General features: G+C 51.0%; 20 protein-coding genes and 1 other RNA gene. 11 read left to right on the top strand and 10 right to left on the bottom strand.

Going from position 1 to position 24,694, the window contains the following annotated elements; genetic code table 11:
* The first annotated feature begins 117 nt into the window (after positions 1-117).
* Positions 118-1,995: a DUF885 domain-containing protein gene (locus tag ACJJIO_RS15545; protein ID WP_444885708.1), complete on the top strand. Its 1,878-nt coding sequence runs from the start codon at positions 118-120 to the stop codon at positions 1,993-1,995.
* Positions 1,996-2,080: 85 nt separating this feature from the next.
* Here the strand turns inward: ACJJIO_RS15545 and ACJJIO_RS15540 are convergent, their stop codons facing one another.
* The 4 genes from ACJJIO_RS15540 to ACJJIO_RS15525 form a co-directional block, all read right to left on the bottom strand.
* A complete protein-coding gene (locus ACJJIO_RS15540; RefSeq protein WP_444885709.1) occupies positions 2,081-3,898 on the bottom strand; it encodes a DUF885 domain-containing protein in 1,818 nt (605 codons plus the stop codon).
* Between the two features lie 135 nt (positions 3,899-4,033).
* The gene (locus ACJJIO_RS15535) at positions 4,034-4,969 is read right to left on the bottom strand and encodes a universal stress protein (protein WP_444885710.1); all 936 of its coding nucleotides are present in this window, start codon (positions 4,967-4,969) and stop codon (positions 4,034-4,036) included.
* A 277-nt stretch (positions 4,970-5,246) separates the two neighbouring features.
* Entirely contained in the window at positions 5,247-5,960 is a 714-nt protein-coding gene (hda, locus tag ACJJIO_RS15530; RefSeq protein ID WP_252085029.1) for a DnaA regulatory inactivator Hda, read from the bottom strand.
* Between the two features lies 1 nt (position 5,961).
* Positions 5,962-7,059 (bottom strand): DUF2066 domain-containing protein, encoded by a 1,098-nt coding sequence (locus ACJJIO_RS15525; RefSeq protein WP_252085028.1) that lies wholly within the window; start codon positions 7,057-7,059, stop codon positions 5,962-5,964.
* Positions 7,060-7,335: 276 nt separating this feature from the next.
* Here ACJJIO_RS15525 and purM point away from each other — a divergent pair, with 276 nt between their 5' ends.
* The 6 genes from purM to ACJJIO_RS15495 all read left to right on the top strand — a co-directional run bounded on the left by purM (position 7,336) and on the right by ACJJIO_RS15495 (position 14,038).
* Positions 7,336-8,397: a phosphoribosylformylglycinamidine cyclo-ligase gene (gene purM, locus ACJJIO_RS15520; protein WP_444909001.1), complete on the top strand. Its 1,062-nt coding sequence runs from the start codon at positions 7,336-7,338 to the stop codon at positions 8,395-8,397.
* Complete coding sequence (gene purN, locus ACJJIO_RS15515; RefSeq protein ID WP_444885713.1) at positions 8,397-9,050, top strand: phosphoribosylglycinamide formyltransferase; 654 nt, start codon at positions 8,397-8,399, stop codon at positions 9,048-9,050. Before purM ends, purN begins: the two co-directional genes overlap by 1 nt.
* 78 nt (positions 9,051-9,128) lie before the next feature.
* On the top strand, positions 9,129-9,848 hold the full coding sequence (locus tag ACJJIO_RS15510) for a DUF3108 domain-containing protein (protein ID WP_444909000.1): 720 nt from the start codon (positions 9,129-9,131) through the stop codon (positions 9,846-9,848).
* Between the two features lie 247 nt (positions 9,849-10,095).
* Positions 10,096-11,475 (top strand): OmpP1/FadL family transporter, encoded by a 1,380-nt coding sequence (locus tag ACJJIO_RS15505; RefSeq protein WP_444885715.1) that lies wholly within the window; start codon positions 10,096-10,098, stop codon positions 11,473-11,475.
* 467 nt (positions 11,476-11,942) lie between these two features.
* The gene (locus ACJJIO_RS15500; RefSeq protein ID WP_444908999.1) at positions 11,943-12,716 is read left to right on the top strand and encodes a type IV pili methyl-accepting chemotaxis transducer N-terminal domain-containing protein; all 774 of its coding nucleotides are present in this window, start codon (positions 11,943-11,945) and stop codon (positions 12,714-12,716) included.
* Positions 12,717-12,718: 2 nt separating this feature from the next.
* Positions 12,719-14,038: a YlbE family protein gene (locus tag ACJJIO_RS15495; RefSeq protein WP_444890973.1), complete on the top strand. Its 1,320-nt coding sequence runs from the start codon at positions 12,719-12,721 to the stop codon at positions 14,036-14,038.
* A gap of 67 nt (positions 14,039-14,105) precedes the next feature.
* Here ACJJIO_RS15495 and ACJJIO_RS15490 read toward each other — a convergent pair whose 3' ends face one another.
* Positions 14,106-15,968 carry a M2 family metallopeptidase gene (locus tag ACJJIO_RS15490; protein ID WP_444908998.1) on the bottom strand — a complete coding sequence of 621 codons (1,863 nt, stop codon included), beginning with the start codon at positions 15,966-15,968 and terminating at the stop codon, positions 14,106-14,108.
* A 254-nt stretch (positions 15,969-16,222) separates the two neighbouring features.
* An RNA gene (ffs, locus tag ACJJIO_RS15485) (signal recognition particle sRNA small type) lies at positions 16,223-16,320 on the bottom strand.
* A gap of 129 nt (positions 16,321-16,449) precedes the next feature.
* On the opposite strand from ffs, the gene ACJJIO_RS15480 reads away from it, so the two are divergent.
* The 3 genes from ACJJIO_RS15480 (at position 16,450) to ACJJIO_RS15470 (ending at position 19,692) form a co-directional block, all read left to right on the top strand.
* On the top strand, positions 16,450-17,301 hold the full coding sequence (locus ACJJIO_RS15480) for a 6-carboxytetrahydropterin synthase (RefSeq protein WP_252085020.1): 852 nt from the start codon (positions 16,450-16,452) through the stop codon (positions 17,299-17,301).
* 55 nt (positions 17,302-17,356) lie between these two features.
* Complete coding sequence (locus ACJJIO_RS15475; protein WP_444908997.1) at positions 17,357-18,073, top strand: 16S rRNA (uracil(1498)-N(3))-methyltransferase; 717 nt, start codon at positions 17,357-17,359, stop codon at positions 18,071-18,073.
* A 257-nt stretch (positions 18,074-18,330) separates the two neighbouring features.
* Positions 18,331-19,692 carry a substrate-binding domain-containing protein gene (locus ACJJIO_RS15470; protein WP_444908996.1) on the top strand — a complete coding sequence of 454 codons (1,362 nt, stop codon included), beginning with the start codon at positions 18,331-18,333 and terminating at the stop codon, positions 19,690-19,692.
* A 356-nt stretch (positions 19,693-20,048) separates the two neighbouring features.
* On the opposite strand, the gene ald is transcribed toward ACJJIO_RS15470, so the two are convergent.
* Entirely contained in the window at positions 20,049-21,194 is a 1,146-nt protein-coding gene (ald, locus tag ACJJIO_RS15465) for an alanine dehydrogenase (RefSeq protein WP_252085017.1), read from the bottom strand.
* 198 nt (positions 21,195-21,392) lie between these two features.
* Here ald and ACJJIO_RS15460 point away from each other — a divergent pair, with 198 nt between their 5' ends.
* On the top strand, positions 21,393-21,878 hold the full coding sequence (locus ACJJIO_RS15460; protein ID WP_152452263.1) for an Lrp/AsnC ligand binding domain-containing protein: 486 nt from the start codon (positions 21,393-21,395) through the stop codon (positions 21,876-21,878).
* A 75-nt stretch (positions 21,879-21,953) separates the two neighbouring features.
* Here ACJJIO_RS15460 and ACJJIO_RS15455 read toward each other — a convergent pair whose 3' ends face one another.
* The 3 genes from ACJJIO_RS15455 to putP all read right to left on the bottom strand — a co-directional run bounded on the left by ACJJIO_RS15455 (position 21,954) and on the right by putP (position 24,647).
* Complete coding sequence (locus tag ACJJIO_RS15455) at positions 21,954-22,418, bottom strand: Mpo1 family 2-hydroxy fatty acid dioxygenase (RefSeq protein ID WP_252085016.1); 465 nt, start codon at positions 22,416-22,418, stop codon at positions 21,954-21,956.
* Between the two features lie 104 nt (positions 22,419-22,522).
* On the bottom strand, positions 22,523-23,035 hold the full coding sequence (locus ACJJIO_RS15450) for an O-acetyl-ADP-ribose deacetylase (RefSeq protein ID WP_252085015.1): 513 nt from the start codon (positions 23,033-23,035) through the stop codon (positions 22,523-22,525).
* 145 nt (positions 23,036-23,180) lie between these two features.
* A complete protein-coding gene (putP, locus tag ACJJIO_RS15445) occupies positions 23,181-24,647 on the bottom strand; it encodes a sodium/proline symporter PutP (RefSeq protein WP_444885723.1) in 1,467 nt (488 codons plus the stop codon).
* Between the last annotated feature and the right edge of the window lie 47 nt (positions 24,648-24,694).

Here is a 24,694-nt window from a genome sequence, read left to right as displayed (position 1 = left end):
TCTGGAGTGCGCTGTTCTCGCCACGTTAAGCGCGGCCAGAATTGGCTCAAAAACCTAAAGAATGCCACCCAAGTGGCACAATATAGCAATGATTATCCGAACACTGGGAATATGCTTATGAAGTTGAAACCAACCCTGATCGCAGCTGCCATTAGCGCGCTGGTTATCAGTGGCTGTGACCGCGGCGCCCCCGAAGCTGCACAGCAGAATGCTGCCTCCGTCACCGCGGAAAGCAAGTCCATTCAAGACAGCACTGCCAAGGTGAGCCAAGAGGCCATCAAGCAGGTAAACCAGATGTTCGAGGACTTCTTCCAGGAGCATCTGTCTCGCAGTCCGGAGTTCAAAACCTTCCTGGGCAAAAAAGAAGATTACGATAAGTGGGATAATCTCTCCCCAGAATTCGCCAAAGAAACACTGGAAATTAACAAGCGCCAGCTCGCCGAGCTGAATAAGGTTGACCCCAATACTTTGGATGAAGCCACTCGCCTGAGCCTGCGTCTTGCCAAGCGCAATCTTGAGCAAGACATTGAAGGCTACAAGTGGCGTAACCACTACTACCCGGTTAACCAGATGTATGCCACCCATACCAGTGCGGCATCCCTGCTGATCAGCCAGCATCGTATCGATGCAGTGAGTGATGCCGAGGCTTACATCGCCCGACTGAACGGCATGCCCCAATACTTTGCCCAACTGGAAGAGAACCTGAAAGCCAACGCCAAGGCCGGTACTATTGTGCCGAAGTTTGTCTTCCCCTATGTGATCAGCGACTCACAAAACCTGATCAGCGGCGCACCTTTTGAAGGTGAGAAAGACAGTCCGCTTTTTGCTGACTTCAAAGGTAAAGTCGAAAAGCTGGAAATCAGCGCCGAACAGAAAAAAGCGCTGATCGATAAAGCCAGCACCGCCCTGCAAGAGAGCGCTGGCCCAGCGTACAAAAAACTGATCAGCTACTTACAGGAACTGGAAAAGAAAGCCACTACCGATGACGGCGCCTGGAAGCTGGCCAACGGTGATGACTTCTACAAGTTCCGCCTCGGTGTATACACCACCACCGATATGACAGCCGATGAGATCCACCAGACTGGCCTCAAGGAAGTTGCGCGGATTCACGATGAAATGCGCGAGATTATGCGCAAAGTGAAGTTTGAGGGTAACCTGCAAGAATTCTTCGAGTTCATGCGTACCGACAAGCAGTTCTACTACCCCACTTCTGAGGAAGGTAAAGCGGAATACCTGGAGAAGGCTACCGCCATTATCGACACTATGAAGGGCCGCCTGGACGAGCTGTTTATCACTAAGCCCAAAGCCGACCTGGATGTACGAGCTGTGGAACCTTTCCGCGAAAAATCCGCAGGTAAAGCTTTCTATCAGCGCCCGGCGCCCGATGGCTCGCGCCCAGGTATTTACTACGCCAACCTGTATAACATGGAAGATATGCCCACTTACCAAATGGAAGCACTGGCTTACCACGAGGGCATCCCCGGTCACCATATGCAGCTCTCTATCGCACAAGAGCTTCAGGATATCCCCAAATTCCGTAAGTACGGCGGTTACACCGCCTACACCGAAGGCTGGGGCCTCTATTCAGAGTTAGTACCGAAAGAGCTGGGCTTCTATGAAGACCCCTACTCAGACTTTGGCCGCCTGGCAATGGAGCTGTGGCGTGCAGGTCGCCTGGTAGTAGACACTGGCCTTCATGCCAAAAAGTGGACTCGTGAACAGGCTATCGATTATCTGGTTGAAAATACACCAAACCCGAAAGGCGATGTGGTTAAAGCCATCGAGCGTTACATTGTGTTGCCTGGTCAGGCGACGGCTTACAAAATCGGTATGCTGAAAATTATTGAGCTGCGAGAGAAAGCCAAAGCCGAGCTGGGTGATCAATTTGATGTGCGCGGCTTCCACGACACCATTTTGGCTAACGGTGCGGTACCACTAAATGTTCTCGAAGAACTGGTAGACGGCTGGGTTGCAAGCGTTAAAGCTAAGAGCTAACTTCTCCGGGTAAATAGCACCCAATAAAAAAGGCCACTCTCAGAGTGGCCTTTTTTGCAACTATCTAAAGGAGTTAAAAACTACTTTATCCTTTTTTAATTGCAATCCAGTCATCCACTTGGCGCTCCAAGATTGCCAATGGCAAGGCCCCATTGGTCAGCACCACATTGTGGAACTGGCGAATATCAAACGCCTCGCCCAGCTCCGCCTGGGCCCGATCACGCAACTGCAGAATTTTTAACATTCCAGCCTTGTAGGCCAGTGCCTGCCCAGGCATTACCAGGTAACGCTCGATTTCTGTGGTCACTTCGGTTTCGGTCATGCCAGTTTTTTCCACCATATATTCGATGGCTTCTTCGCGACTCCAGCGCTTGTAGTGCATACCAGTATCCACCACCAAACGCACCGCACGGAACATCTCGGCCTGCAAACGGCCAAGATCATCGTAGGGGTTTTCCTGAAAGCCCGCTTCCTTGGCAACCTGCTCAGAATAAAGTGCCCACCCCTCAGCGTAAGCCGTAAACAAACCCAATTTGCGGAAAGTGGGCACACCTTCTAGCTCCTGAGCAATCGCCAACTGGAAGTGGTGGCCGGGAACCGCTTCGTGATAGGCCAGCGTGCGCATACCAAATTTCTTGGTTTCATGAACATCACGCAGGTTTGCATAGAAAACCCCCGGACGGGAGCCATCCATAGCCGGAGGGTTGTAGTAAGCCCCCGGTGCGCCCTGCTCTTTAAATTCTGGTACCCGTCGTACTTCAACCCCCATCGCCGGCTTCACATCGAAATAATCTCCTAGCCCAGCATTAATCTCATCGATCATCGCTTGGTAGTCGGCAACTATGCGTTCGCGCCCCTCATCCGAATCTTCGTATAAAAACTGGGGATCATTGTTAATCACAGAAAAGCGGGCGCTGATACTGCCGCTATCTTGCCCAATTGAAGAGAAAATACGATTCATCTCCCCCTCTATTCTTGCCACCTCTTCAATACCAACTCGGTGCAACTCCTCGGGGGACAAATTCGTTGTGGTGTGGCTACGAACCTGGTACGCGTAAAACGCCTCACCATCAGGAAGCGCCCAAACACCATTATTTTCGAAAACCTTGGGCTGTAACTCACGATAGTAAGCAATCAGATTCTTATATGCAGGATATACTTCTGCATCAATCAAGGCCTCTCCCTGAGCGAGGATACGCACCCGCTCCCCATCGGCCAGACCTTCAACTTTATTTAGGCGTTCTTCAAGGGAGGTATAAAGAATATTCTCATGGGCCGGTACCGCTATAAACTCTTGCATCTCTTCCAGCACGCTGTCGATAACAAAGCGGGGAGGCAGGATGTTTTTTTGCTCACGGATTTTTAGACCATCAAGCACCTGTGAAAATTTGCGGTCAACCTCACTCAGGCGGGAAAGGTAATAATCCGCTTCTTTGACATTATGAATCTGGTGCACCTCCGCAAGAAACTCCGGCAGGCTGTTTTGCACTCCAAACATTTGGTTAAGCGGATAATTGTGGTGTTTCCAGCGCTCCCCCTCCACCATATTGCCAAGAAAGTAGGCAAATACATCGTAAGAGATCGCTTGCTGGCCATCCATGCCTGCACGATCGTACTCCTGCAGAACGGCAAGCTCATCCTTAATCATCTGCATCTGACGCTGCTGTTCAGCCTCAGAAGCGTCATCAAGATGGGCATTGTGTCCATCGATTCCAAACTGCTCGAGCAATCGCAACTGGGAGAGAATTTCTGGACTGGTACTGCCGAGCTTGAAAAAGGCCCGCTCAAAGTACACATCTATTGACCAGGGTTTAAAATAGATCGCGTTGACCGCAACAACAGAAACCGCCGCAACCCCCAATAACAAAATACCGCCAAGCCATTTGGCCAACGTTTTAATCATTTTTTATTCTCCTAATATAGATATTGCGGTTCTAACTCCTCTCCGCCCCATGACGGCCCTACCCTGAGTGAGTCATGGCCAGCTAGGTCATAGAAAAAATTATACTGCCGACACACCGCACACCCATATTAAGCGCTATATCTTGATGGGAGAAACAAAATCACTGGGCTTTAACGCAAGCAGAGAGCAACTCACCTTTTGCAGAATATTCTCGGCAGTGTTTCCCATAATAAAACCGGGTATACCCGCACGACCCACAGTACCCATGATGAGGAGATCCAGCTCCTCCTCATCGATCAGCAGGGGAATATAGCTATCTGGGTGAGCAATGACATGGTGAACTTGAATATCCCCGCCGATACCCGCAGCCCGAATAAGTACATCCAATTTTGAGCGGTGTTGAGATCGAGCCGCTTCTGTAGCCTGGTCCAGCTCCTCTTCAGAGGCGCTGATAGGGAAGTGACGACGCAAGAACTCATCAACGTCATAATCCCAGCAGGAAACAACGTGTAAAATACCGTTACAACTATCCGCCAACACCCGCGCCCAGCGTAGTAAGCGGATCGCCAGATCGTAAGTACTCCCCTCATCACACTCGGGGTCAATCGCCACGGCCACCCTTATCTCAGTGTGCGCACGCTCTATGGGACGACACAGCCACACTGGGCAGGGGCACTTGCGTAATAACTCCATATCAATGGCTTTGAAGCCCTTGAGCTGGCTCAGCCCCTCCACATTTTTAATTACCAGATCGTAACCTTCGCTAAGTACGCGGCGAATAACTCTCTCTGCAGGGCGTGGACCACAGTCAGATTCGATCTCTATATTCACCTGCTCTTTCGACAGTTTCATACGCTCTCGAGCTGCGGCAATTCCTTCATTTACACGTTCCAGCATTGCCTTAACACAGAAGCTACTAAAGTCCTCAAACCCCGCCGGTACCGCTGGGCAAACCAGCAGCACCTTAATTTCCGCATGATTATTGCGGGCTATGGCAAAAGCCTGTAACAACCCACTGGACTCATCTTCAGCAGCATGGCTCACATAGAGGACTTTATGAATATTCGGCATAACAATTTCCTCAAACTGTGGGCATTGGAGGTAAAAGCAGACGGAGACCACCATGCAGCCCCTGCGGCCACCACCATTTAATATGGTCGATGAAAGCCAATTCACAGAAGAAGAATAGAAGTGCAGCTCTAGTCACCACCAGATTGAATACAAACCTGGGAACAAAAGAGGAAGCAAAGGGGGGGGGTTATAGAAGGGGCGGCGGCAGATGACCCAGAACTCTTTGACAGTCTCCTAGGTCAACTACTGAGTTAGGCTTAGGGGCAAATTGGATACCCTAGATATCCAGCACCTGCTTTACAAAGGGGATGGTAATTTTACGCTGTGCCATCAGGGAGGCCCTATCTAACTGCTCTAACAGCAGGAACAGTGCGCGAGTATCCCTAGGCGCGCGGTGCAAAATGTATTGCGCCACATCTTCAGGCAGATCGAAGCCGCGCAGGCGGCTACGCCTGCGCAAGGCAGCCACTTTGTCGCGATCATTCATTGGCTGTAACTGGAATACCAGCGACCACTGCAGGCGCGACAACAAATCAGCCAAGGAGATATCCATCCCCCGCGGAGATTTTCGCGCCCCTAATAATAACTGCCTACCGCTGTCTCTGACCCGGTTGTATAAATGGAACATCGCCGTCTGCCACTCGGGCTGCCCCTCTAACAAGTGCAGGTCATCAATACACACCAGATCCAACTGCTCGAGGCCGTCGAGCAGTACAACCGGGTCCATGGCCATCAATTCAGCCATAGGAATATATTGGAAACTACGACCATTGGCCTCGGCACTCTGACAAGCAGATTGCAGCAAGTGGCTAACACCACTTCCTGCATCCCCCCAGATGTAAATCACCGCTTCGGGATTTTGCCCACTGGCAAATGACTGCAGCAGAGCTACAACTTGGCGGTTGGGGTCCGACTCCGACAGATAAAAGTTATCGAAGGTAGCATCGTCTCGCAGGGATACTCCCAGCGGCAACTGTTGCGGAATACTCATCTCAATCCCAACGATAGCGCAACGGATTATCAGCGCTGCCCAAAGGTGCACGGTGCCCATTCAACTCAATGGCATCCTCGTCCCCATGTGCTCGCAACTTATGATTTAACGCCAGGGTATCGCGCAAATTGCGTAGGCCTACGGTGGCACTCAATGCCAAGCGCATCCGATCTCCCTCCACAGAAAGGAGATTTGCACTGCTCACCTGCGCCAGTCCCTGTAAATAGGCCGAGGCCTCTGCGTAATCGGCAAAGCTATCCACGCCAGATAACTCCACAAAAATTGAGCCCTGTTGGGCATCCTCAATACCGGGGCGCACGGCATAGCGTTGGGCAAGCAAGTTAGCCATCTGATTAACACCGCGCAGTGCAACCTCTTCCAAAGAGCCACCATTGCTATCAAAGGCATAACTGCGACCACCGTGCAGTAATAACCAATCAGCCTGCCAGCGGCGTCCCGACGCCTGAAGCAAGCGCCCCATCAAAGTGGCATCCGGCCTGTAGCGTAAACCAGCGCGCTCTGCGGCCTGTTCACTCTGAGCCCAAAGGTCACCAAGAGGCATATTGTGCTGATCATTGAGGTCCATCACCGGGAAATCCAATGGCACACCGCGCTCCACAGCCATAGCGTCCAATACCGAAAAGAGCTCCGGGGCATCTTCTTCCCTGAGGATACTGCGCCCTTCCTTTAGGGTATCCACAGCCAGCCACACCAGAGTGCCGGGGCGATTATTGGGCCACATCGGCAAACCCAACTGATGGACTTGCCTGGAAATAGCTTGGGGATCAAAAGAGAGATGAAGGTAGAGCTGGTTATCTTCGCTGGTGTAGCGGTAACCTTCTAGGAAATGCTGGGCTTTCTGCAGGATAGGCTGCAAATTTGGATTACTGCCAATTGCGGCGTCTCCGGTGACACGCATAAATATCCGCTCCAGCCCCCGGCTGCCAGCACTCGCGCGGTCAGTAGCCCCACGGCTCGGTACAGCCTCGACCACTTCATACAGGTCCGAGATAACTCGAGCCTGGACTGGCAGAATTAGGGCACCGAACAACAGGACCAAAAACTGCAACACCAATCCCTGCCGGAGCAGCTTGTGCATAGGATTCTTCTCCAAACCTCATTCCAACCCGTGAGCTTGCACGAAATCGTTGTTATTGCGCAAGACGCCAAAATCCACGGCTGGGATAAAAATTGGGGCTATTGTATCAGCGTCGGCGACTTCTCTCAGCCCCGAGTTCTCACTATTAGAGGGTTTCTAGCCGTTTAACTGAAGATAAATACCAGATTCCTTCATTGAGATGCCCACTGGGCGTGGCTACCGGACCAAGACCCGGCTAGAATACGCGCCCTTCGAAGACCCACTGCAGGAAGAATCATGAGCGATTCCAAGCCGCAATCCGCTGAAACATCCCTCTCTTATAAAGACGCCGGTGTCGATATCGACGCAGGTAACGCCCTGGTAGAGCGTATCAAGCATGTCGCCAAGCGCACTTCCCGCCCGGAAGTCATGGGAGGCCTGGGCGGTTTTGGCGCTCTCTGCCAACTCCCCAGCGGCTATAAAGAGCCAGTCTTGGTCTCCGGCACCGATGGCGTGGGTACCAAATTGCGCCTGGCTATGGACCTGGGCATCCACGACACCATTGGTATCGACTTGGTTGCTATGTGTGTCAATGACTTGGTGGTAGCAGGTGCCGAACCACTTTTCTTCCTCGACTACTATGCCACTGGCAAGCTGAATGTGGATATCGCCGCTGAGGTTGTCTCCGGTATTGGTAAAGGCTGTGAGTTGGCAGGCTGTGCCCTGGTCGGTGGCGAAACCGCCGAAATGCCCGGCATGTATGAAGGCGACGACTACGATCTGGCCGGTTTCTGCACCGGGGTCGTGGAGAAATCCGAGATTATTGATGGCAAAAAAGTAAAGAGTGGTGATGTGCTCATTGGACTCGCTTCCAGCGGCCCCCACTCCAATGGCTACTCTTTAATCCGAAAGGTACTCGAAGTCAGTGGCGCCGATTTACAACAGGAATGCGGTAGCGAAACGCTAGCCAAGGCATTGATGGCCCCCACCCGCATCTATGTTAAGAATCTGCTGCAACTGATGAAGAGCGTCCAGGTAAATGCCCTCAGCCACATCACCGGCGGCGGCCTGCTGGAAAACCTGCCCCGCGTACTCCCGGAAGGCTGCCTTGCTCGTGTAGACGTCACTAGCTGGGAGATGCCCGAAGTGTTCCGCTGGCTCCAACAGGCAGGCAACATCGACGCCCGTGAAATGTACCGCACCTTCAACTGTGGTGTCGGTATGGTAATTTGCGTACCTGCGGAACAAGCCGACCAAGCACTGCAAACCCTGAAGCAAGCAGGTGAAGACGCCTTCGTCGTGGGCAAAATCGAAGATGCTGTGGCAGGCGCAGATACCGTAGAGCTGGCGGGCCTGTAATGTCACAGGGAGTATGCAAAGTTGCCGTGCTGATTTCCGGTAGCGGCAGCAACTTGCAGGCGCTCCTGGATGCCTCGGCAAATGCCGGGGCAGACTTTTCCGTCTGCACAGTAATCAGCAATAAGCCCGAGGCCTTCGGCCTCAAGCGCGCCACCGAGGCCGGAGTCCCCACATCAGTGGTCGACCATCGCAACTTCTCCGGCAGAGAAAGCTTCGACCAGGCGCTAATCGCAGAAATCGACAGCCATCAGCCGGATTTGGTTGTCCTGGCCGGGTTTATGCGTATCCTCACTCCCGAGTTTGTTCGCCACTACAGCGGTCGCCTGCTCAATATTCACCCCTCTTTACTGCCAAAATATCAAGGGCTCCATACCCATCAGCGTGCTCTGGAAGCCGGTGATAGTGAGCACGGTGTTACCGTTCATTTTGTCACCGAAGAGCTCGATGGCGGACCACCCATCGTTCAAGCCGCCGTACCTATAAAGGAAGGGGACACTCCCGAATCTTTGGCAAAGCGGGTTCAGGTACAGGAACACGTCATTTACCCCATGGCTGTTACCTGGTTTGCCCAGGGGCGCCTAAAAATGCTGGCAGACCGCTCGCAACTGGACGGCGAGCTTCTACCTCTTAGTGGCGCCAGAATCGATAGTTAAGCAAAGCCAAGCTGGCGGGATCAGCATTGCAATGTACTTTGCGGGTCGCGCCAGCTAGTATTCAAAGAGGTTCAGATTTTGCGAGGCTCTGTCGTGCGCATTTTTTTCTCCTCTCTGTTTTTTCTCTTTCTCTCCACTCAATCTCTCGCCAGCCAATTGGAACCCTTTAAGGCGACTTATACCGCAAGGTACAACGGCATTAGTGTTACAGCCACTCGTGAGCTTACTGGGCAAGAAGGGAGTTGGCGGCTGGACTTTAATACCTTTGCGCTTTTTGCCAGTATTAAAGAATATTCCCGCTTTATCAGCCAGGACGGCAATATTACCCCCTACCACTATGAGTATCGCCGCAAAGGACTCGGCCGCGATCGCGGTACAATTCTCAGCTTCGAACCCGACAAAGGCATGGTGTTCAACGTCTCCAACCCAGAACGGGATATGGAAAACGTATCGCCAAACATCCTGGATAAGTTGAGCTATCAAATGCAGCTAACACTGGATGTCGCCGCAGGCAAAGAAAATCTCCAGTATGAGGTCGCCGACGGTAAGAAGATTCGCAAGTACACTTTCGCCAAAGAGGGCACCGAAGTAGTAAAAACACCAATGGGGAAAGTAGAAGCAATAAAGGTACGCCGGGTTAGAGATGCGGACTCAGAAAGAGAGACGACCGTCTGGATTGCACCTCAATGGAACTACGCCTTAGTGAAGCTGGTACAACGTGAGGAGAATGGCAAAAAGTACCAAATTACTTTGAAAAAGCTATCTATCAATGGCAAAAGTGTCGGTGCTGGCCAATAAATTGCCATTTTTTTACAGAGGCAAAAAAAATATTCACATTTGATGGATTTTTGCCTCCTTTCTCTTTATAAAGTGACTCCTTTCCCTTGCACAGGCAATTCCTTGTTGCCTAACCTGTTTAAAAGCGAGGGATTTGCTACGAAAACGGAAGGCATCTATATAAATCTAATGGCCTTCCCTCCATATCCCAGCATTTCCAATGCTACTTATGGTTTTCAGTAATCAGCAGACTTAGAGATGGGCTCTCATGAATAAGAAATACCTGCGACATGCAGTTTTAGCCGCAGCAATCGGCTCCGTTTCCCAAGGCGCTATGGCCGCGGGCTTCTACCTTCAGGAAACCAGCGCATCCGGCCTTGGCCGTGCCTTCGCTGCCGAAAACACTATCGGTGATAATGCCTCCATCCTAGCCCGCAACCCGGCTGGTTCTGCACTATTTGATACTTATACTTTGACTGGCGGCCTCACCTACGTCGACCCCGAAATCGACGTGGCCGGAACAGTTACTAACTACGCTTTTAGCCCGCAACTTGGCAGATATGTTGCCGTTAGCTCTTCTGTGGCTGACGCTAGCGACTATGCCACCAGCGCCTTTATCCCCAATGGGTATCTGGCAGCACCAATCAATGATGATTGGTCCTGGGGCTTAGCTATGTACACAGATTTCGGTCTTGAGACTGATTTCCCCGACAGCTTCCCCGGCACCATCATCGCCAACAAAACCAACTTGTTGACCCTTAATATCCAGCCCTCTGTTGCTTACGATATTAATGACACCTTTAGTATCGGCGCATCTATTAACTTCCTCTACGCCGAAGCAGAATTATTAACCACCTTCCCCACAGATTACGAAGTTGTTCCTGCTCTGGCCGATGCAACTATCTTGGATGTTAAAGGGGATGGCTGGGATGTAAGCTGGACAGTCGGCGCCCTGTGGCGCATTAGTGACAACACCCGCGCAGGTATTTCTTACCACGCAAAGTACGACCCCAAGCTAAAGGGTGATGTTAATTCGGATGTTACCCCCGCAGAAGATCCCTTTGATGATGCCAGCGGCAGCCTGACCCTGAACCTACCCGACACCCTGGAGCTGGGTCTATACCATCGTTACGATAACAACTGGGCTATCGCTGTTGGCTATATGTACACGAACTGGGATCGCTTCGAGCGCCTAGCCGCATTTGTTCCAGCGGGCGGCGCCGAGTGGGACCCTAAAGTACTTAAAGAGGAAAACTTTAAGAGCGGCTCCCGCTTCAGCCTTGCCGCCGAATACTTCTTTAATGACAATGTAACCGTACGCTTTGGTTACGCCCATGACGAAGGTGCAGCTCGTGACGGCTTCAATCGCCACGAAGAGGAAGTTATTAGAGAAGAGACAGGCTTCGATTTACCAATTACTTGGCGCACACTGTCTATCCCCGATACCGACCGTCAATGGCTGACCCTGGGCGGCACCTACACTCACAATGATCGCCTGAGTGTTGATGCTGGCTTCGCTTTCATCTGGGGTGATGATGAGCGAATCCAGGAAGTTTCAGAGCCTGGAGCTGTTTTCGCATACTACGATGGCGGCACCACCAAGACCGAGGCTTGGCTATTCAGTGCAGGTGTAAACTACAGCTTCTAAGTAGTTCGCCCTCTCGACAAACAAAAGGCTCTACCCCGGTAGGGCCTTTTTTAATTCTCCTATCGACCTCTCACCCTAGCGCCTCCAAACCCACCAACACCTCACCCCCATCAGCATCAGCATCAATACCACTTAATAGCAATATTAAGAATTAGTGGTTAGATATCTATCGAAAGTAATTTGTTATATAGCCACCTCAACAATTAAGAAAAACAACACAACATCGAAAATCGACTCATTATTGAAAATATACAAATTAATAATACTCACTTAAAAGAAAACCAAATGACTTTATCGAGAACACCAGCTTTCTAGATAATTTTTGTAACATGCCATAGTGAGTGACAACAGTGGCTCTAAAACAGAAAGGTAATCCTCTCATTAATAAGTCTGAAATGGGGCAGCAGAAAAACTAGCAGGCAGGCCCAAAACCTCAAACTTAAAAAGTCAAACCAAAAGAGTAAAACATGAAACTAACCGTGGTATTTCTCCTACTAATAGCAAGTCTTGATGTTGCAGCATTATCCATGGGAGAGGCAATTAATATAGCCGGGCGTCAACGAATGCTATCTCAAAGAATCACTCAAGCATTTATCCTAAACGGTGTACAACCCGAAGCACAACGCCACCAGAAAGTATTGAAACGGTCAGTGCAGGAATTTGAGCGTAACAATCAGAAACTCAATACGTTCCCAGCTGCAGAAAAAATCAAAGATCAGCTAAAAAAAGTACAGAGCGAATGGCAACCCTTTAAGCAACTCAGTCTGCAACCGGTAACCAGGGAAGGAGCAACCGACTTATTCCTGCGCAGCAATAAACTATTAACAGAAACGCACAGCTACGTGGTTAAATTACAGCAACTCGCCAATCACAATTCTGCCGAACTAATCAACATTGCCGGTCGGCAGCGAATGCTTTCTCAAAGAATTTGCAAGAATTATGCTGCTAAACTTTGGAACATCTCACCAGCTGAAGCGGAGCAAGGGCTACAACAAGATCTTACAGAGTACTCCAGTCGCCTAACCCGCCTTCTGGAAAGCACACTCAACACCCCTGAAATCAGCAGTAACCTTCTCAAAGCCAAAGATCATCTCAACTATGCCAGCCGAGGCTTTGAAGGGGAAATGAAATTATCTGAACAGCGTCAGATTCAAGTAATTACTGGCACTACAGACTTGATGCTGCGCGATATGGATGTCGTTACCAAGCAATATGCCAGCTTGCTGGACTCAAGAGAATAGTCATGAAAACAGATGTTGAATTTAGGCCCAGCATGGAGGAGCTTCTGGAAAAGCTGGCAACGCCAAAATTCCGAGGCCTAAATCAACAAGCTAATGACGAAACCATAAAACGTATGAAGCAGTCCGTGCCGATATTAATCGGGATTGGCAAAGCTGGGGATCACATACCCGGCATGCGTAAGAATCTGATTTTACACGCCGGCCCACCAATCACATGGAACCAGGCCTCGGGCCCTTTAAAGGGGGCAATTATTGCCGGCCTCCTATTTGAAGGGCTCGCAAAAAACAAAGAAGCCGCCATAGAGATGATGAAAAAAGGGGAGGTGGATTTAGAGCCCTGCCATGATCACAATGCCGTAGGACCAATGGCCGGCATTATTACCTCTTCAATGTCAGTGTATATTGTTGAGGACCAACTCTCTGGCTATAGAACTTACTCCAACCTCAGTGATGATAGAGGTGATTTTCGCGGAAGCTCCATTCGCTTTGGCGTTTACGAAAAAAGTGCTATTGATTACCTCCACTGGGTTGAGAACAATGTGGCCCCAGTTCTCAATCAAGCCATTGCCGATGTCGATGGGATTGACTTCCTGCCAATCATCGGCAGAAGCCTACTTATGGGCGATGACTGCCATGTAATGACCAATGCTGCCACTTTAATATTCTCCAGAATCCTCCTCCCTGGTGTTATCAAGGCCAGCCCTAAAAAAGAGTGGATAGAGAAAATTGCCTCACAGATTTACCAAGATGAATCATTTTCCCTGAATGCCATCATGGCCACCTGTAAAGCGATTGCGGATGCGGGTAATGGCATACCACACAGCAGTATTATCACAACCATGGCGCGTAATGGTACCGAGTTCGGCATCAAGATATCAGGACTCGGTGAAAAATGGTTTACCGGCTTAGCCGGTGTTGGACGCGGTTTTTTGATGCCCGGAATTACGCCTGCGGATGTCAACCGCGATATGGGTGACAGCGCAATAACCGAAACCGTAGGGCTTGGTGGTACTGTGAAATCACTATCCGGTTCAAACCTGGATACGATCGACAACACTCTCAAGATGTATAGCATTGCACACTCAGAGAGTGATTCTTTCTTAACTCCAGGTATTGATGATCGGGGGCCACCGCTTGGATTCGACCTATTAAAGATCGTCAAGACCAATACAACCCCAACAATCAACTCAGGCCTGGCACACAAAAATATGAATCGCTATATGGCCGGTACTGGATCACTTCACCCTCCAATGGAGGCTTTTATTAAAGCCGCTGTAGAGTTTTCTGAAATTGAAGTCCCCTTAACTCAAATGCAGTCCTGACATTTTTTAAACAAAAAAAGGGGAGTAACACTCCCCTTTTTTGGCCACTTCTCGCAAAGCTAGCAGATTACCAGCCGCACTGACGACCCTTGTTCTGCTCTTCCAAGTATGCCATCAAAGGCTGGAAGTAATCGATAATTGCAGATGCATCCAGATCGCGCTGGCCTGTCAAAGCTTCCATCGCATCCGGCCAAGGCTTACTGGCACCCATAGCCAACATGGTACGCAATTTCTTGCCCGCTTCATCATTTTGATAAATAGAGCAGCGATGCAGTGGCCCGGTCTCACCAGCAGCTTCACACAATGCGCGGTGGAACTGGAACTGCTGAATGCGAGCAAGGAAATAGCGGGCATAAGGAGTGTTGCCGGGAATATGGTACTTGGCACCTGGATCGAAGTCCGCTTCGGTGCGCTCTACCGGGGCCTGGATACCCTGATACTCCTCGCGCAGCTTCCACCAAGCCTTATTGTAATCAGCCGGCTGAACCTCACCATTGAAAACCTGCCAGCGCCACTTATCTACCAGCAAACCAAAAGGCAGGAAAGCAATTTTATCCAGCGCCTGCTGCATCAGATAACCGATATCTTTGCTCTCATCCGGCACCTCATCCATCAGGCCAATTTCCTTCAGGTACTTAGGTGTGATAGACAGGGCAATGGTATCGCCGACAGCTTCGTGGAAACCATCGTTGGCCCCCTCTTTATAGAGGAAGGGCTGCTCCTTATAAATGCGCTGATAGAAGTTGTGCCCCAGTTCATGATGGATAGTAACCAGATCTTCTCCGGTCTTGTTAATACACATCTTGATGCGGATATCATCCTGGCCGTCCATATTCCAGGCGCTGGCGTGACAGACAACATCGCGATCACGGGGCTGCGTGAACTGAGAACGCTCCCAGAAAGTTTTGGGCAATGGTTTGAAGCCGAGAGAAGTAAAGAACTTCTCACCCGCCTTGACCATATCCTGCTCACTCATCCCCGAGTCAACAACGAGCTGAGTCAGGTCATAGGGTGCCTGCATGTCATCGTCTTTGACCAGGTCATAGACATTGCCCCACTCCTGAGCCCACATATTACCAAGCAGATGTGCGGGGATTTTACCCTGAGCAGGTACTACCTCATCACCGTAGTGATCATTTAGCTTGGCGCGTACATGGCAATGCAATGCCTCATACAAAGGCTTCACTTTGCCCCACTGAGCATCCATATCGGCAGCGAAGGCATCTGGCTCCATATCGTATTTGGAGCGCCAGAAAACACTCAGGTTATCGTAACCCAGCTCCTCAGTGCCGGCATTGCCGATCTCCACTTGACGCTCATACAGAGGCTTCATAGGAGGGGAAACTTTACGCCAGCCCACCCACAAATCCTTGAGCAGCTCTGGGTCGCGGTTGCTAGCCATAACCTGACCCATCTCGGTCAGGGTGTAACACTTTTCAGCCCCTTCCTCTTCCCGACAGTACTTACCGGCACCATACATACCCTGCATTTTCGAGCCGATTTGCGCCAGCTCAGCGGTCAAAGCCGGATCTTTCGGCGCCGGGAACACCAAACCCTGCTTCAGCATGGTCAATTGGCGACGGGTATCTGGGTCGAGCTCCAAGTCATTAAACTTTGCCGCTTCCGAAGCGAGCTCCACAGCCATCGTTGTATAGCGCTCGGAAGCGAGGGCTTCTACATATTGCGAATCAAGATTGATATAAGTGGATGCCAACCAAGCGGCGTGGCTCATTTCCTGAGCCATTTTCTCAAGGCGGGCCTGGGCATCATTGAGGAATGCCTTGGCATCCTCAGCAGTCAGCGGGCCATTTTTGGCCGCTGGGTTTTCTGCGGTGGCCTGAGCCACCCCCATGGATTTTGGTGACTGCTGATTGCTGTCACAGGCAGACAGCGCTACTGCAGCGGCAATGGCAAGAGCAACTTTCTTCATCTTCCCCTCAAATAATCGTTATTGGGCCTAGCTATAACTGTCGCCGTTTATAGCATAAGCAAGCTGCTAGCAGCGACGGTAAGCTTATGAGTTAGCTACAGATCGACACAAAATCTCACGTATTCGGCGGTTTCTGGGGAAAAATACGGCGTGATCGGGTACGGCTGCCAACAGACAGCGAGACGATTAGCCTCAGAGGCCATCTGGCGAAGAATCAGGGAAAGCTTTAAAAAGGAAGGCGTTTAAGGAGGCAGCCCAACCAGCAACACCCTCGGCACATGATACCACTGCTACCGTTGCTCCCTTCCGGGCCTGGCGGGGTTCGCAGCTGCTCATTGCGAGGGGACCGGAAGGGCCACCACAACGATCTTCGGTGCATCCGAAGAGGGCGCGATTATAGAGGGTTAAAGGCGCAAGTTCCAGCCCTATTAACAGGTTATAATAGGCGACTACTACTTTATCCCCTTCTGAAGAGTTAACCATGCATCTGTTTGTCGATAATTTGACCAATGTTGATTTCAGCTACCTGGACCACCAGCGTGGTTTAGTGGGCGAAACCTGGCTAGCGAATGCCGCCCTGGATGGGGCTCTCGATCACCAGGGCATGGTTTGCGATTTTGGTATCGTTAAAAAGACATTGCGCCACTGGCTAGATGATCAGCTGGATCACCGCCTCCTGGTTCCGATCCTCGCCCCTGGCCTGGCGCTAGCCCATCAAGACGGCAATATCTCTCTCAAGTGGCAACTCGCAAGCGGCGAGCAGATTTCAGTATCTGGACCAGAACAGGCATTCGCCCTAGTAGAGAGCGATAGCATCAATGCTGAAAGTGTTGCCCGCTGGAGTGTTCAGCAACTGGCTAACTCCTTCCCTGCCAGTGTTGAGCAGCTCAAGCTATCTTTTGAAGACGAGCAAATTCAGGATGCCTTTTACCACTACAGCCACGGACTGAAAAAACATCAGGGCAATTGCCAGCGTATTGCCCACGGCCACCGCTCTCGCATCCAAATTTTTGTTAATGAAAAGAGAGACAAATCGCTAGAGCAAAAGTGGTCTCAACGTTGGAAAGATATTTACCTGGGTACCCGTGAAGACCTGCGCGAAGAAAATAAAGAGAATGGACATAGCCTGGTCTTCGCCTACAGAGCCCAACAGGGAGATTTCACTTTGCAATTGCCCGCAAGCGCCTGTGAAATTTTGGATTGCGATACCACTGTTGAGCAGCTGGCTCAATATATCGCCACGACTCTTGCCGAACAGTACCCCGGCAGTGAAGTCAAAGTGCGAGCCTATGAGGGGCTCGGCAAAGGAGCCATTGCCAGTGCTAAGCTCTAGCCCCTGTAAAAGCCACTAAAACCAACAATTCTCCATAGTCTCAAGAGACTTGATTTTGAATCTGATTCTTTTGCAAGAAGCGGACTTTATCAGCCCTGATATCGTCCGTCTCTCTGGCCGTAGGCTAGAACATATTGTCAATGTTCACCGGGCCGAGCCCGGTCGGCAACTGCGTGTGGGTCTGCTGGACGGAAATATCGGCTATGGGCAAATCACTACTCTCGCCGATCAGCAAGTAGAGCTCCGGGTGGAGCTAAGTAAAAACGCTCCACCACCTCCTCCCATCACCCTGATCCTGGCGCTGCCACGTCCCAAAATGCTGAAGCGCATTATCCAGCATGTCACCGCACTGGGAGTTAAAAAGCTGGTCTTGATCAATAGCTACCGGGTGGAAAAGTCTTATTGGCAAACCCCATGGCTAGAAGAGAAAAAGCTTTTTGAACAATGCCTGCTTGGGCTCGAGCAAGCCGTCGACACACAAATGCCAGAAATTCTATTGCGCAAACGCTTTAAACCTTTTGTGGAAGATGAGCTACCTGAGCTGTGTCAGGGCTCTCAAAAACTGGTTGCTCACCCGGTCGGTGGCACAGCTTGCCCAGTAGATATCGGAGAGGCCTGCACCCTGGCAATTGGTCCTGAAGGGGGGTTTATTGCCTACGAAGTTGAGAAGTTAAAAGAAGTGGGGTTTCACTCTGTACACCTGGGCCCACGAATTCTCCGAGTGGAAACAGCCCTACCAGTTCTGGTAAGCCGACTTTTCCCCTCCTGTTAAGTGTAAGTCTCGAGTCGTGGTCACATGCCAATTTCACAGTGCATGTGACCCATACTTCTCATATTTATTTCACAAGCCATTAATATCGCTCGCCCAAAGCTTTCAAAAAGCTACGGCAATATGGTCTTGTTTACCGCAAATTGTCCTGGACTCAAATTTGAGACTTTTGCACGCTTCCTTCATGAATATTTCATCATTTTGTCACAATTAAGACATATTTTGCGGCCTCGTTTTACTTCCCTAGGCTCTGAGATCACATGTACCTTTTTCTTCAACGACTGTGCCGCTCATTAATACTATTAATACTGCTTGCTACTAACCTTCTAAGCCCTTTCGCCGCCGCTGAACTTCCTCCTTTTCCTTCAGACAGCACTGGAAAGCTATTTAGCCTACACGGCTCCAATACTATTGGCGCACAACTGGCACCCAACTTGGTTCAAGACTATTTCATTGCGAAAGGGGCGAATGACATTAGTGTCCAGCCACTAGACGCTCCCAACGAAATCCGTATTCAGGCAAAAGTTGGCAACAATTCTGTATTTGTCGATATTGCTGCACATGGTTCCAGTACGGGCTTTACTGGGTTAAAGCTGGCAAAGGCCGATATCGCCATGGCTTCGCGCCCAATCAAAGACGGTGAGTTCACAGAGCTGAGCACGCTGGGCGATATGCGCAGCCGCAATGCGGAGCATGTCATTGCCATAGATGGACTGGCCATAATAGTGCATCCACGCAACCCACTTCACCAACTGACCCTACAGCAAATAAGTGCTATTTTTTCTGGTCAAATTAAAGACTGGTCGGAACTCGGTAAAGGCAAAGGGCGAATTAACGTTTATGCCCGAGACGACCAATCAGGTACCTGGGATACTTTTAAAAGCTTGGTGCTTGGCAAGCGTTACGCTCTCACCAGCAGGGCCAAGCGCTTCGAGTCCAATGATCAACTTTCCGACCGTGTTACCTCTGATCCGCGCGGAATCGGTTTTGTTGGGCTAGCATCCATTCGTCAGGCAAAGGCTGTAGCCGTTTCTGACCAAAATACTCTGCCGCAGGCTCCAGAGCACCTAACCATTGCTACGGAAGACTACCCACTGTCACGCCGCCTTTTCCTATACACTCCGATTTATTCCTCCAACTCTACAGCGAAAGAATTTCTGCGTTTTGTACAGAGTGAGCTGGGACAGGAACAGGTGAAATCCTCTGGATTCGTCGCGCAAACTCCCATCGGCTTTAAACCAGAGGATTCTCGGGAAGGACCAAGCGAATATTTGAAGCTTACCCGAAATGCTGAGCGACTCAGTATCAATTTCCGTTTCTCCGAGGGCAGTGCTTCCCTGGATAACAAGGCTCAGCAGGATATTGAAAGGCTGGCAAAGTACATGGAAAAGCCACAGAACCAAGGTCGAAAACTATTACTTGTCGGGTTTGGCGATGAGAAAGTCAGCCCTGAACGTTCGGTTATCCTATCCAAACTTCGCGCAGTTACCGTACGTTCAGCTCTGCGCGATTATAAAATTAGTACCGCGCCAGTGCAGGGTTTTGGTGCTTACCTCCCAATCGCCTCGAATAACTCCAGCGCAAAAATTAAAAATCGTCGAGTTGAAGTTTGGCTACTCTAGCTATTAAAGTCCGGCCAGAATCAGGGAAGAAGAAGCGAATAAGGCTGGATAAATAGACATCTAAAGGGAGGCCACCGCGGCCTCCTTTTTTTACGACACAAATCATTGTATTTATTGAAAAATGAAAAATAGTTAAGGAGCAAAACTATTTTTTCTTAGGGGAAGCGGAGCTATCGTTCAAGGGTAACGATAAATTAGCAATAAAAAAGCCGCGTTTAAACGCGGCTACAATGGTGGCACAAGCCACCAGGTCTCACAGAGAGGAACGCCAAAGAGCGCTCCGGGGAAAATTTCCCTTCAAAACAAGCGCGTTACCGCTTTCTTGTTCAAGGTGCGGCTGACGCAGCCGCACCACATTAAGCTACGGCGCCTTCCGCCTCAGCTACTTTTTGCAAAGCCAGCTTCGGATCTACAAACTCATATCCCAGTACATCGGCAACTGCCTTGTAAGTCACCATACCGGCGTGAACATTCAGACCTTCCAGCAGGTTGGCATCATCCAGCAACGCCTGCTTAGCGCCTTTGTTTGCCAGGGCTACAGCGTAAGGCAGGGTAGCGTTGTTCAGAGCCATGGTGGAGGTGCGTGCTACACCACCGGGCATGTTGGCCACACAGTAGTGCACTACACCATCGACAACGTAAGTGGGCTCCTGGTGAGTGGTCGCTTTGGAGGTTTCGAAACAGCCACCTTGGTCGATAGCTACATCCACTACCACTGCACCCTTCTTCATACGGCTGATGATATCGCGGGTCAGCAGCTTGGGAGCTGCGGCGCCAGGAATCAGCACTGCACCTACGACCAGGTCTGCTTCCAGGGCGTGCTTTTCAATCGCATCATTCGTAGAGTACTCGGTGCGTACAGCACCACCAAAAATGTCATCCAGCTGACGCAGACGTGGCAATGAACGATCCAAGATGGTGACGTCGGCACCCATACCCAGCGCCATCTTGGCGGCATTGGTACCAACAACACCACCACCGATGATAAGCACTTTGGCAGGTGCAACACCGGGAACACCACCCAGCAGTACACCGAGGCCGCCCTGGGCTTTTTCCAGATGATGCGCACCACACTGTACAGACATACGGCCGGCAACTTCGGACATGGGGGCCAGCAGAGGCAGGCCGCCAAAGCGGTCAGTCACAGTTTCATAAGCGATGCAGGTTGCACCAGATTTTACCAATAGCTCGGTTTGCTTGGGGTCTGGAGCAAGGTGGAGATAAGTGTAGAGAACCTGCCCTGGGCGCAGCATTTCGCACTCATTGGGCTGCGGCTCTTTCACCTTGACGATCATATCGGCAGTAGCAAAGATCTCTTCCGGAGTCTCAATGATTTTGGCTCCGGCCTGCTCGTACATTTCATCAGTAAAACCGATAGCGGCACCGCCATCTTTCTGTACGATTACTTGGTGACCATGGCCGATCAGTTCGCGAACACTAGACGGCGTCAGGCCAATACGGTACTCGTGGTTTTTGATCTCTTTCGGGACGCCAATCAACATTTTCTGCTCCTTAATCTCTGCGTTTGGCGTAGTCTCCGCAAAAAACTTGGAGCTACGCCTACTTTCTGTGTTTTACCCAGTATAGGGCCACTTTAAAAGTGGATTTCTGTAAGAATTTTTAACAAACTAGTGGAATCAACTACTTACAATAGCAATAAGACTATTTATTGATCTGATCGCCCACAAAGGAAACAAGATATGCGCAAGCGCGCGGGAGAGCTGAATACCGTAGACCGCAATATCTTGCGGGTTCTGCAAAAAAATGGCCGTACCAGCTATGCAGAGCTAGCTCGTCAAGTGGGATTGACTGCTACGCCATGTGTCGAGCGGGTGAAACGGCTGGAAAACGATGGGGTTATTCAGGGCTATACCGCGCTGATCAATCCAGAGTTTCTCGACGCAGCCCTGGTGGTTTTTGTGCAGATTCGCCTAAACCGTTCCGCCCAGGACGCCTTCGAAGAGTTCCGCAATGCTGTAGCAGCCCTGCCGGAAGTACAGGAGTGTTACCTGGTATCAGGCAACTTCGATTACCTGATCAAGGCACGAGTTGCCGATATGAGCGCCTACCGTAAGTTTTATGGTGAGACCCTTCTGACTCTACCGGAGGTACAGGAGTGCACCAGCTATGTGGTAATGGAGGAAGTGAAAGAGACTTTAGAGGTGCCGGTCCATTACAACCGCTAGCCCCAATTTGCGGAGTTAGATCACAAGAGAGACGACTGATCCATCGCCCCTCTTGCTTGCTAACAACACATGAAATCAGTACTGAATTCCCAGCTTTCGATAGATGAAGCCTATCACCCAGGCGGGGCCGATAAGCAGGAATTGAATATCCTTGAAGAAGGAAGGTTTTTTCCCTTCGATGTGGTGACCGATAAACTGAAAAATCCACATCAGCACAAACAGTCCCAGCGCGGTTTGCCAGACGGGTATTCCCAGCCGCTCTACCACAGACCAGGCCCACAGGCACACTAGCGTTAGTGCAGTCATCCCCAGGCCAATGGAGAATGACAGGGCGAAATAGAACAACATCACCGGCACTGTGATCACTACGGCCCAATTTAACCAGGGTATTGATGCCATAAACTGCGGCTGGGGTATGGCCCATAAGAGGCCAGCGACGGTGGCGTAAATCACTGGTACCGCAATCCAGTGAATAGATTTATTAACGGGGTTCTGATGGCTTTCACCATATTCGGCAAACCACTGTTGGGCACTGCGCATGACAATCTCCTTTTCTTATTTTTTATTGTCAGACGCTCATCTTGCTAAACAGCTGCAACGCAATCAATGGCCGAATGTATCAGGCAAAAGCGCAAAGTAATCAGCTAACGCCGCACATAGGCATCCAATTGGGTGTGATAGAGCTCTGCCATTTCCTCGTCGAAACAACAAAAAACAATACTCACTGGCGCCCCTTCCCTCTCCTGGTGTTGCTGTACCTGCTCTACAGCAATTTCCACAGCCTGCCTGGGAGGGTAATCGTAAACACCGCAGCTAATCGCGGGGAAGGCTATAGAGTACATGCTCTCTCGCCGCGCTAAGGCCAGACACTGGCGATAGCAGCTCGATAGCAGCTCTGGCTCACCCAGACGGCCCCCGCGCCAAACGGGTCCGACCGTGTGATAAATACGTTTAACGGGGATTGAGAAAGCGCTGGTAGCACGGACCTCGCCAACTGGACAGCCGCCGATACTTCGACAAGCTTCCAGTAGCTTAGGACCTGCGGCACGGTGAATGGCCCCGTCCACACCACCACCGCCGAGCAGGCGTGTATTGGCGGCGTTGACGATGACATCGACGTTCAATCGTGTGATATCACCGAGATGAACTTTGATCACTCAGTATCTCCAACCGCTATTTGAATAATCGCTGCGGATGGAAATCCTTTTCGCTTCACAACAGTCGCGCCCATGAGTAGGACGCGTCCTCTGCACTGCAGACAAGTGGCCGGGCCAATGCAACAGGGCCCCGCAGCCCCCGGGCTTATCCCAGCAGTTTCTTGTGTTGGGAGGCCACAGTTTCCGGGCATTTCGTCAGCGCGCTAACTATGACGATAGCAGCTGCTGAGAAAATGAAACCTGGCAGCAACTCATAGATATCGAAGATTCCCCCAGACAGCTGCTCCCAAATCACTACGGTAAGCCCACCGACAAGAACCCCGGCAATGGCTCCACTGCCCGTCATACGGGACCAGTAAAGGCTGATCAACAGTGCCGGGCCGAACGCGGCACCGAGTCCTGCCCAGGCATAGCTCACCACATCCAAAACCTTGGAATCCGGGTCCATCGCGATCCACACCGCGATCAGGGAGAGCCCAACAACAGCCCAGCGCCCCACTTTAACCATGGCCTCCGGACTGGTCTTGCGACCAAACCAAACATGATAGATATCTTCCGCCAATGCCGCAGATGACACTAACAGCTGGGAATCTGCCGTACTCATGATGGCTGAGAGAATCGCTGCCAACAGCACACCGGCAACAATCGGGTGGAACAACACCTGAACCAGCTCCATAAAGACAGTCTCACCATCGGGCAGCCCTTGTTCCATTTGCAGATGGGCAAAGAGACCCACCGCCATGGCGCCGAGAAAACCGATCAGGGACCACACCGCGGCAACGGTTGCCGCTGCTGGCACATCATCGGGGCTGCGAACTGCCATAAAGCGCGCCAGGATATGGGGCTGACCAAAGTAACCCAGCCCCCAGGCCAAAGAGCTGAGAATCGCGACTAAGCCCAATGCCTGGCCGCTGCCATCTGTGAGCCAATGCGTTAATTGCGGTTGCTGCGCTTGCAACTGGGCCCAGCTGGCGGAAAAACCGCCCTGGTCCGAAATCACAACCAGAGGTACGGCAATTAGAGCAGCGCTCATTAATAAGCCCTGAAACACATCAGTCCAGGATACCGCCAGGAACCCACCAAACAGCGTGTAGGAAATGACAGCTATAGCACCAACAATTACCGCCCAGTGGTAATCCCAACCGAATACCGTTTCAAATAGCTTGCCGCCGGCAATCAGACCAGAAGCCACATAGAAGAGGAAAAACAGCAGGATAAAGACCGCGCATACCGTGCGCAGGTAGGGGTGCCCCATTTTGAAGCGACGATCCAGGTAAGCGGGAACTGTGAGGGAGTCATCCAACTCATAGGTATAAATACGCAGGCGACGCCCCATGCTAACCCAACTCAACACAATTCCCGAGAACAGGCCTATAGCGATCCAGCCTGCGGAGAGACCGGCAGCATAAGCAGCTCCGGGCAAACCCAGCAGTAACCAACCGCTCATATCCGAAGCGCCAGCCGACAAGGCTGCTACAGCTGGAGGCAGCGAACGGCCACCGAGGAAATAGTCACTGGCATTTTTGGTGCGTAAATAGGCGTAAATGCCGATCACCAGAATCAACGCCAGGTAGGCGATAAAAGTTAGGGCGACGAGCCACTGTGCGGACATGGGAATTCCTTCTGCTCAAAAACGGAATGGCACCGAAAGAAGGCAAT

Source organism: Microbulbifer mixtoriginis (SeqCode), from assembly GCF_052467235.1.
Note: the sequence above shows the minus strand (reverse complement) of the source record. Positions and strands in the feature narration are given on the sequence as shown.

Bases quoted from the DNA above. Each gene is read 5' to 3' on its own strand.
- ACJJIO_RS15545 (WP_444885708.1), top strand. From the start codon at position 118: ATGAAGTTGAAACCAACCCTGATCGCAGCTGCCATTAGCGCGCTGGTT.
- ACJJIO_RS15540 (WP_444885709.1), bottom strand. From the start codon at position 3,898: ATGATTAAAACGTTGGCCAAATGGCTTGGCGGTATTTTGTTATTGGGG.
- ACJJIO_RS15535 (WP_444885710.1), bottom strand. From the start codon at position 4,969: ATGCCGAATATTCATAAAGTCCTCTATGTGAGCCATGCTGCTGAAGAT.
- hda (WP_252085029.1), bottom strand. From the start codon at position 5,960: ATGAGTATTCCGCAACAGTTGCCGCTGGGAGTATCCCTGCGAGACGAT.
- ACJJIO_RS15525 (WP_252085028.1), bottom strand. From the start codon at position 7,059: ATGCACAAGCTGCTCCGGCAGGGATTGGTGTTGCAGTTTTTGGTCCTG.
- purM (WP_444909001.1), top strand. From the start codon at position 7,336: ATGAGCGATTCCAAGCCGCAATCCGCTGAAACATCCCTCTCTTATAAA.
- purN (WP_444885713.1), top strand. From the start codon at position 8,397: ATGTCACAGGGAGTATGCAAAGTTGCCGTGCTGATTTCCGGTAGCGGC.
- ACJJIO_RS15505 (WP_444885715.1), top strand. From the start codon at position 10,096: ATGAATAAGAAATACCTGCGACATGCAGTTTTAGCCGCAGCAATCGGC.
- ACJJIO_RS15500 (WP_444908999.1), top strand. From the start codon at position 11,943: ATGAAACTAACCGTGGTATTTCTCCTACTAATAGCAAGTCTTGATGTT.
- ACJJIO_RS15495 (WP_444890973.1), top strand. From the start codon at position 12,719: ATGAAAACAGATGTTGAATTTAGGCCCAGCATGGAGGAGCTTCTGGAA.
- ACJJIO_RS15490 (WP_444908998.1), bottom strand. From the start codon at position 15,968: ATGAAGAAAGTTGCTCTTGCCATTGCCGCTGCAGTAGCGCTGTCTGCC.
- ACJJIO_RS15480 (WP_252085020.1), top strand. From the start codon at position 16,450: ATGCATCTGTTTGTCGATAATTTGACCAATGTTGATTTCAGCTACCTG.
- ACJJIO_RS15470 (WP_444908996.1), top strand. From the start codon at position 18,331: ATGTACCTTTTTCTTCAACGACTGTGCCGCTCATTAATACTATTAATA.
- ald (WP_252085017.1), bottom strand. From the start codon at position 21,194: ATGTTGATTGGCGTCCCGAAAGAGATCAAAAACCACGAGTACCGTATT.
- ACJJIO_RS15460 (WP_152452263.1), top strand. From the start codon at position 21,393: ATGCGCAAGCGCGCGGGAGAGCTGAATACCGTAGACCGCAATATCTTG.
- ACJJIO_RS15455 (WP_252085016.1), bottom strand. From the start codon at position 22,418: ATGCGCAGTGCCCAACAGTGGTTTGCCGAATATGGTGAAAGCCATCAG.
- putP (WP_444885723.1), bottom strand. From the start codon at position 24,647: ATGTCCGCACAGTGGCTCGTCGCCCTAACTTTTATCGCCTACCTGGCG.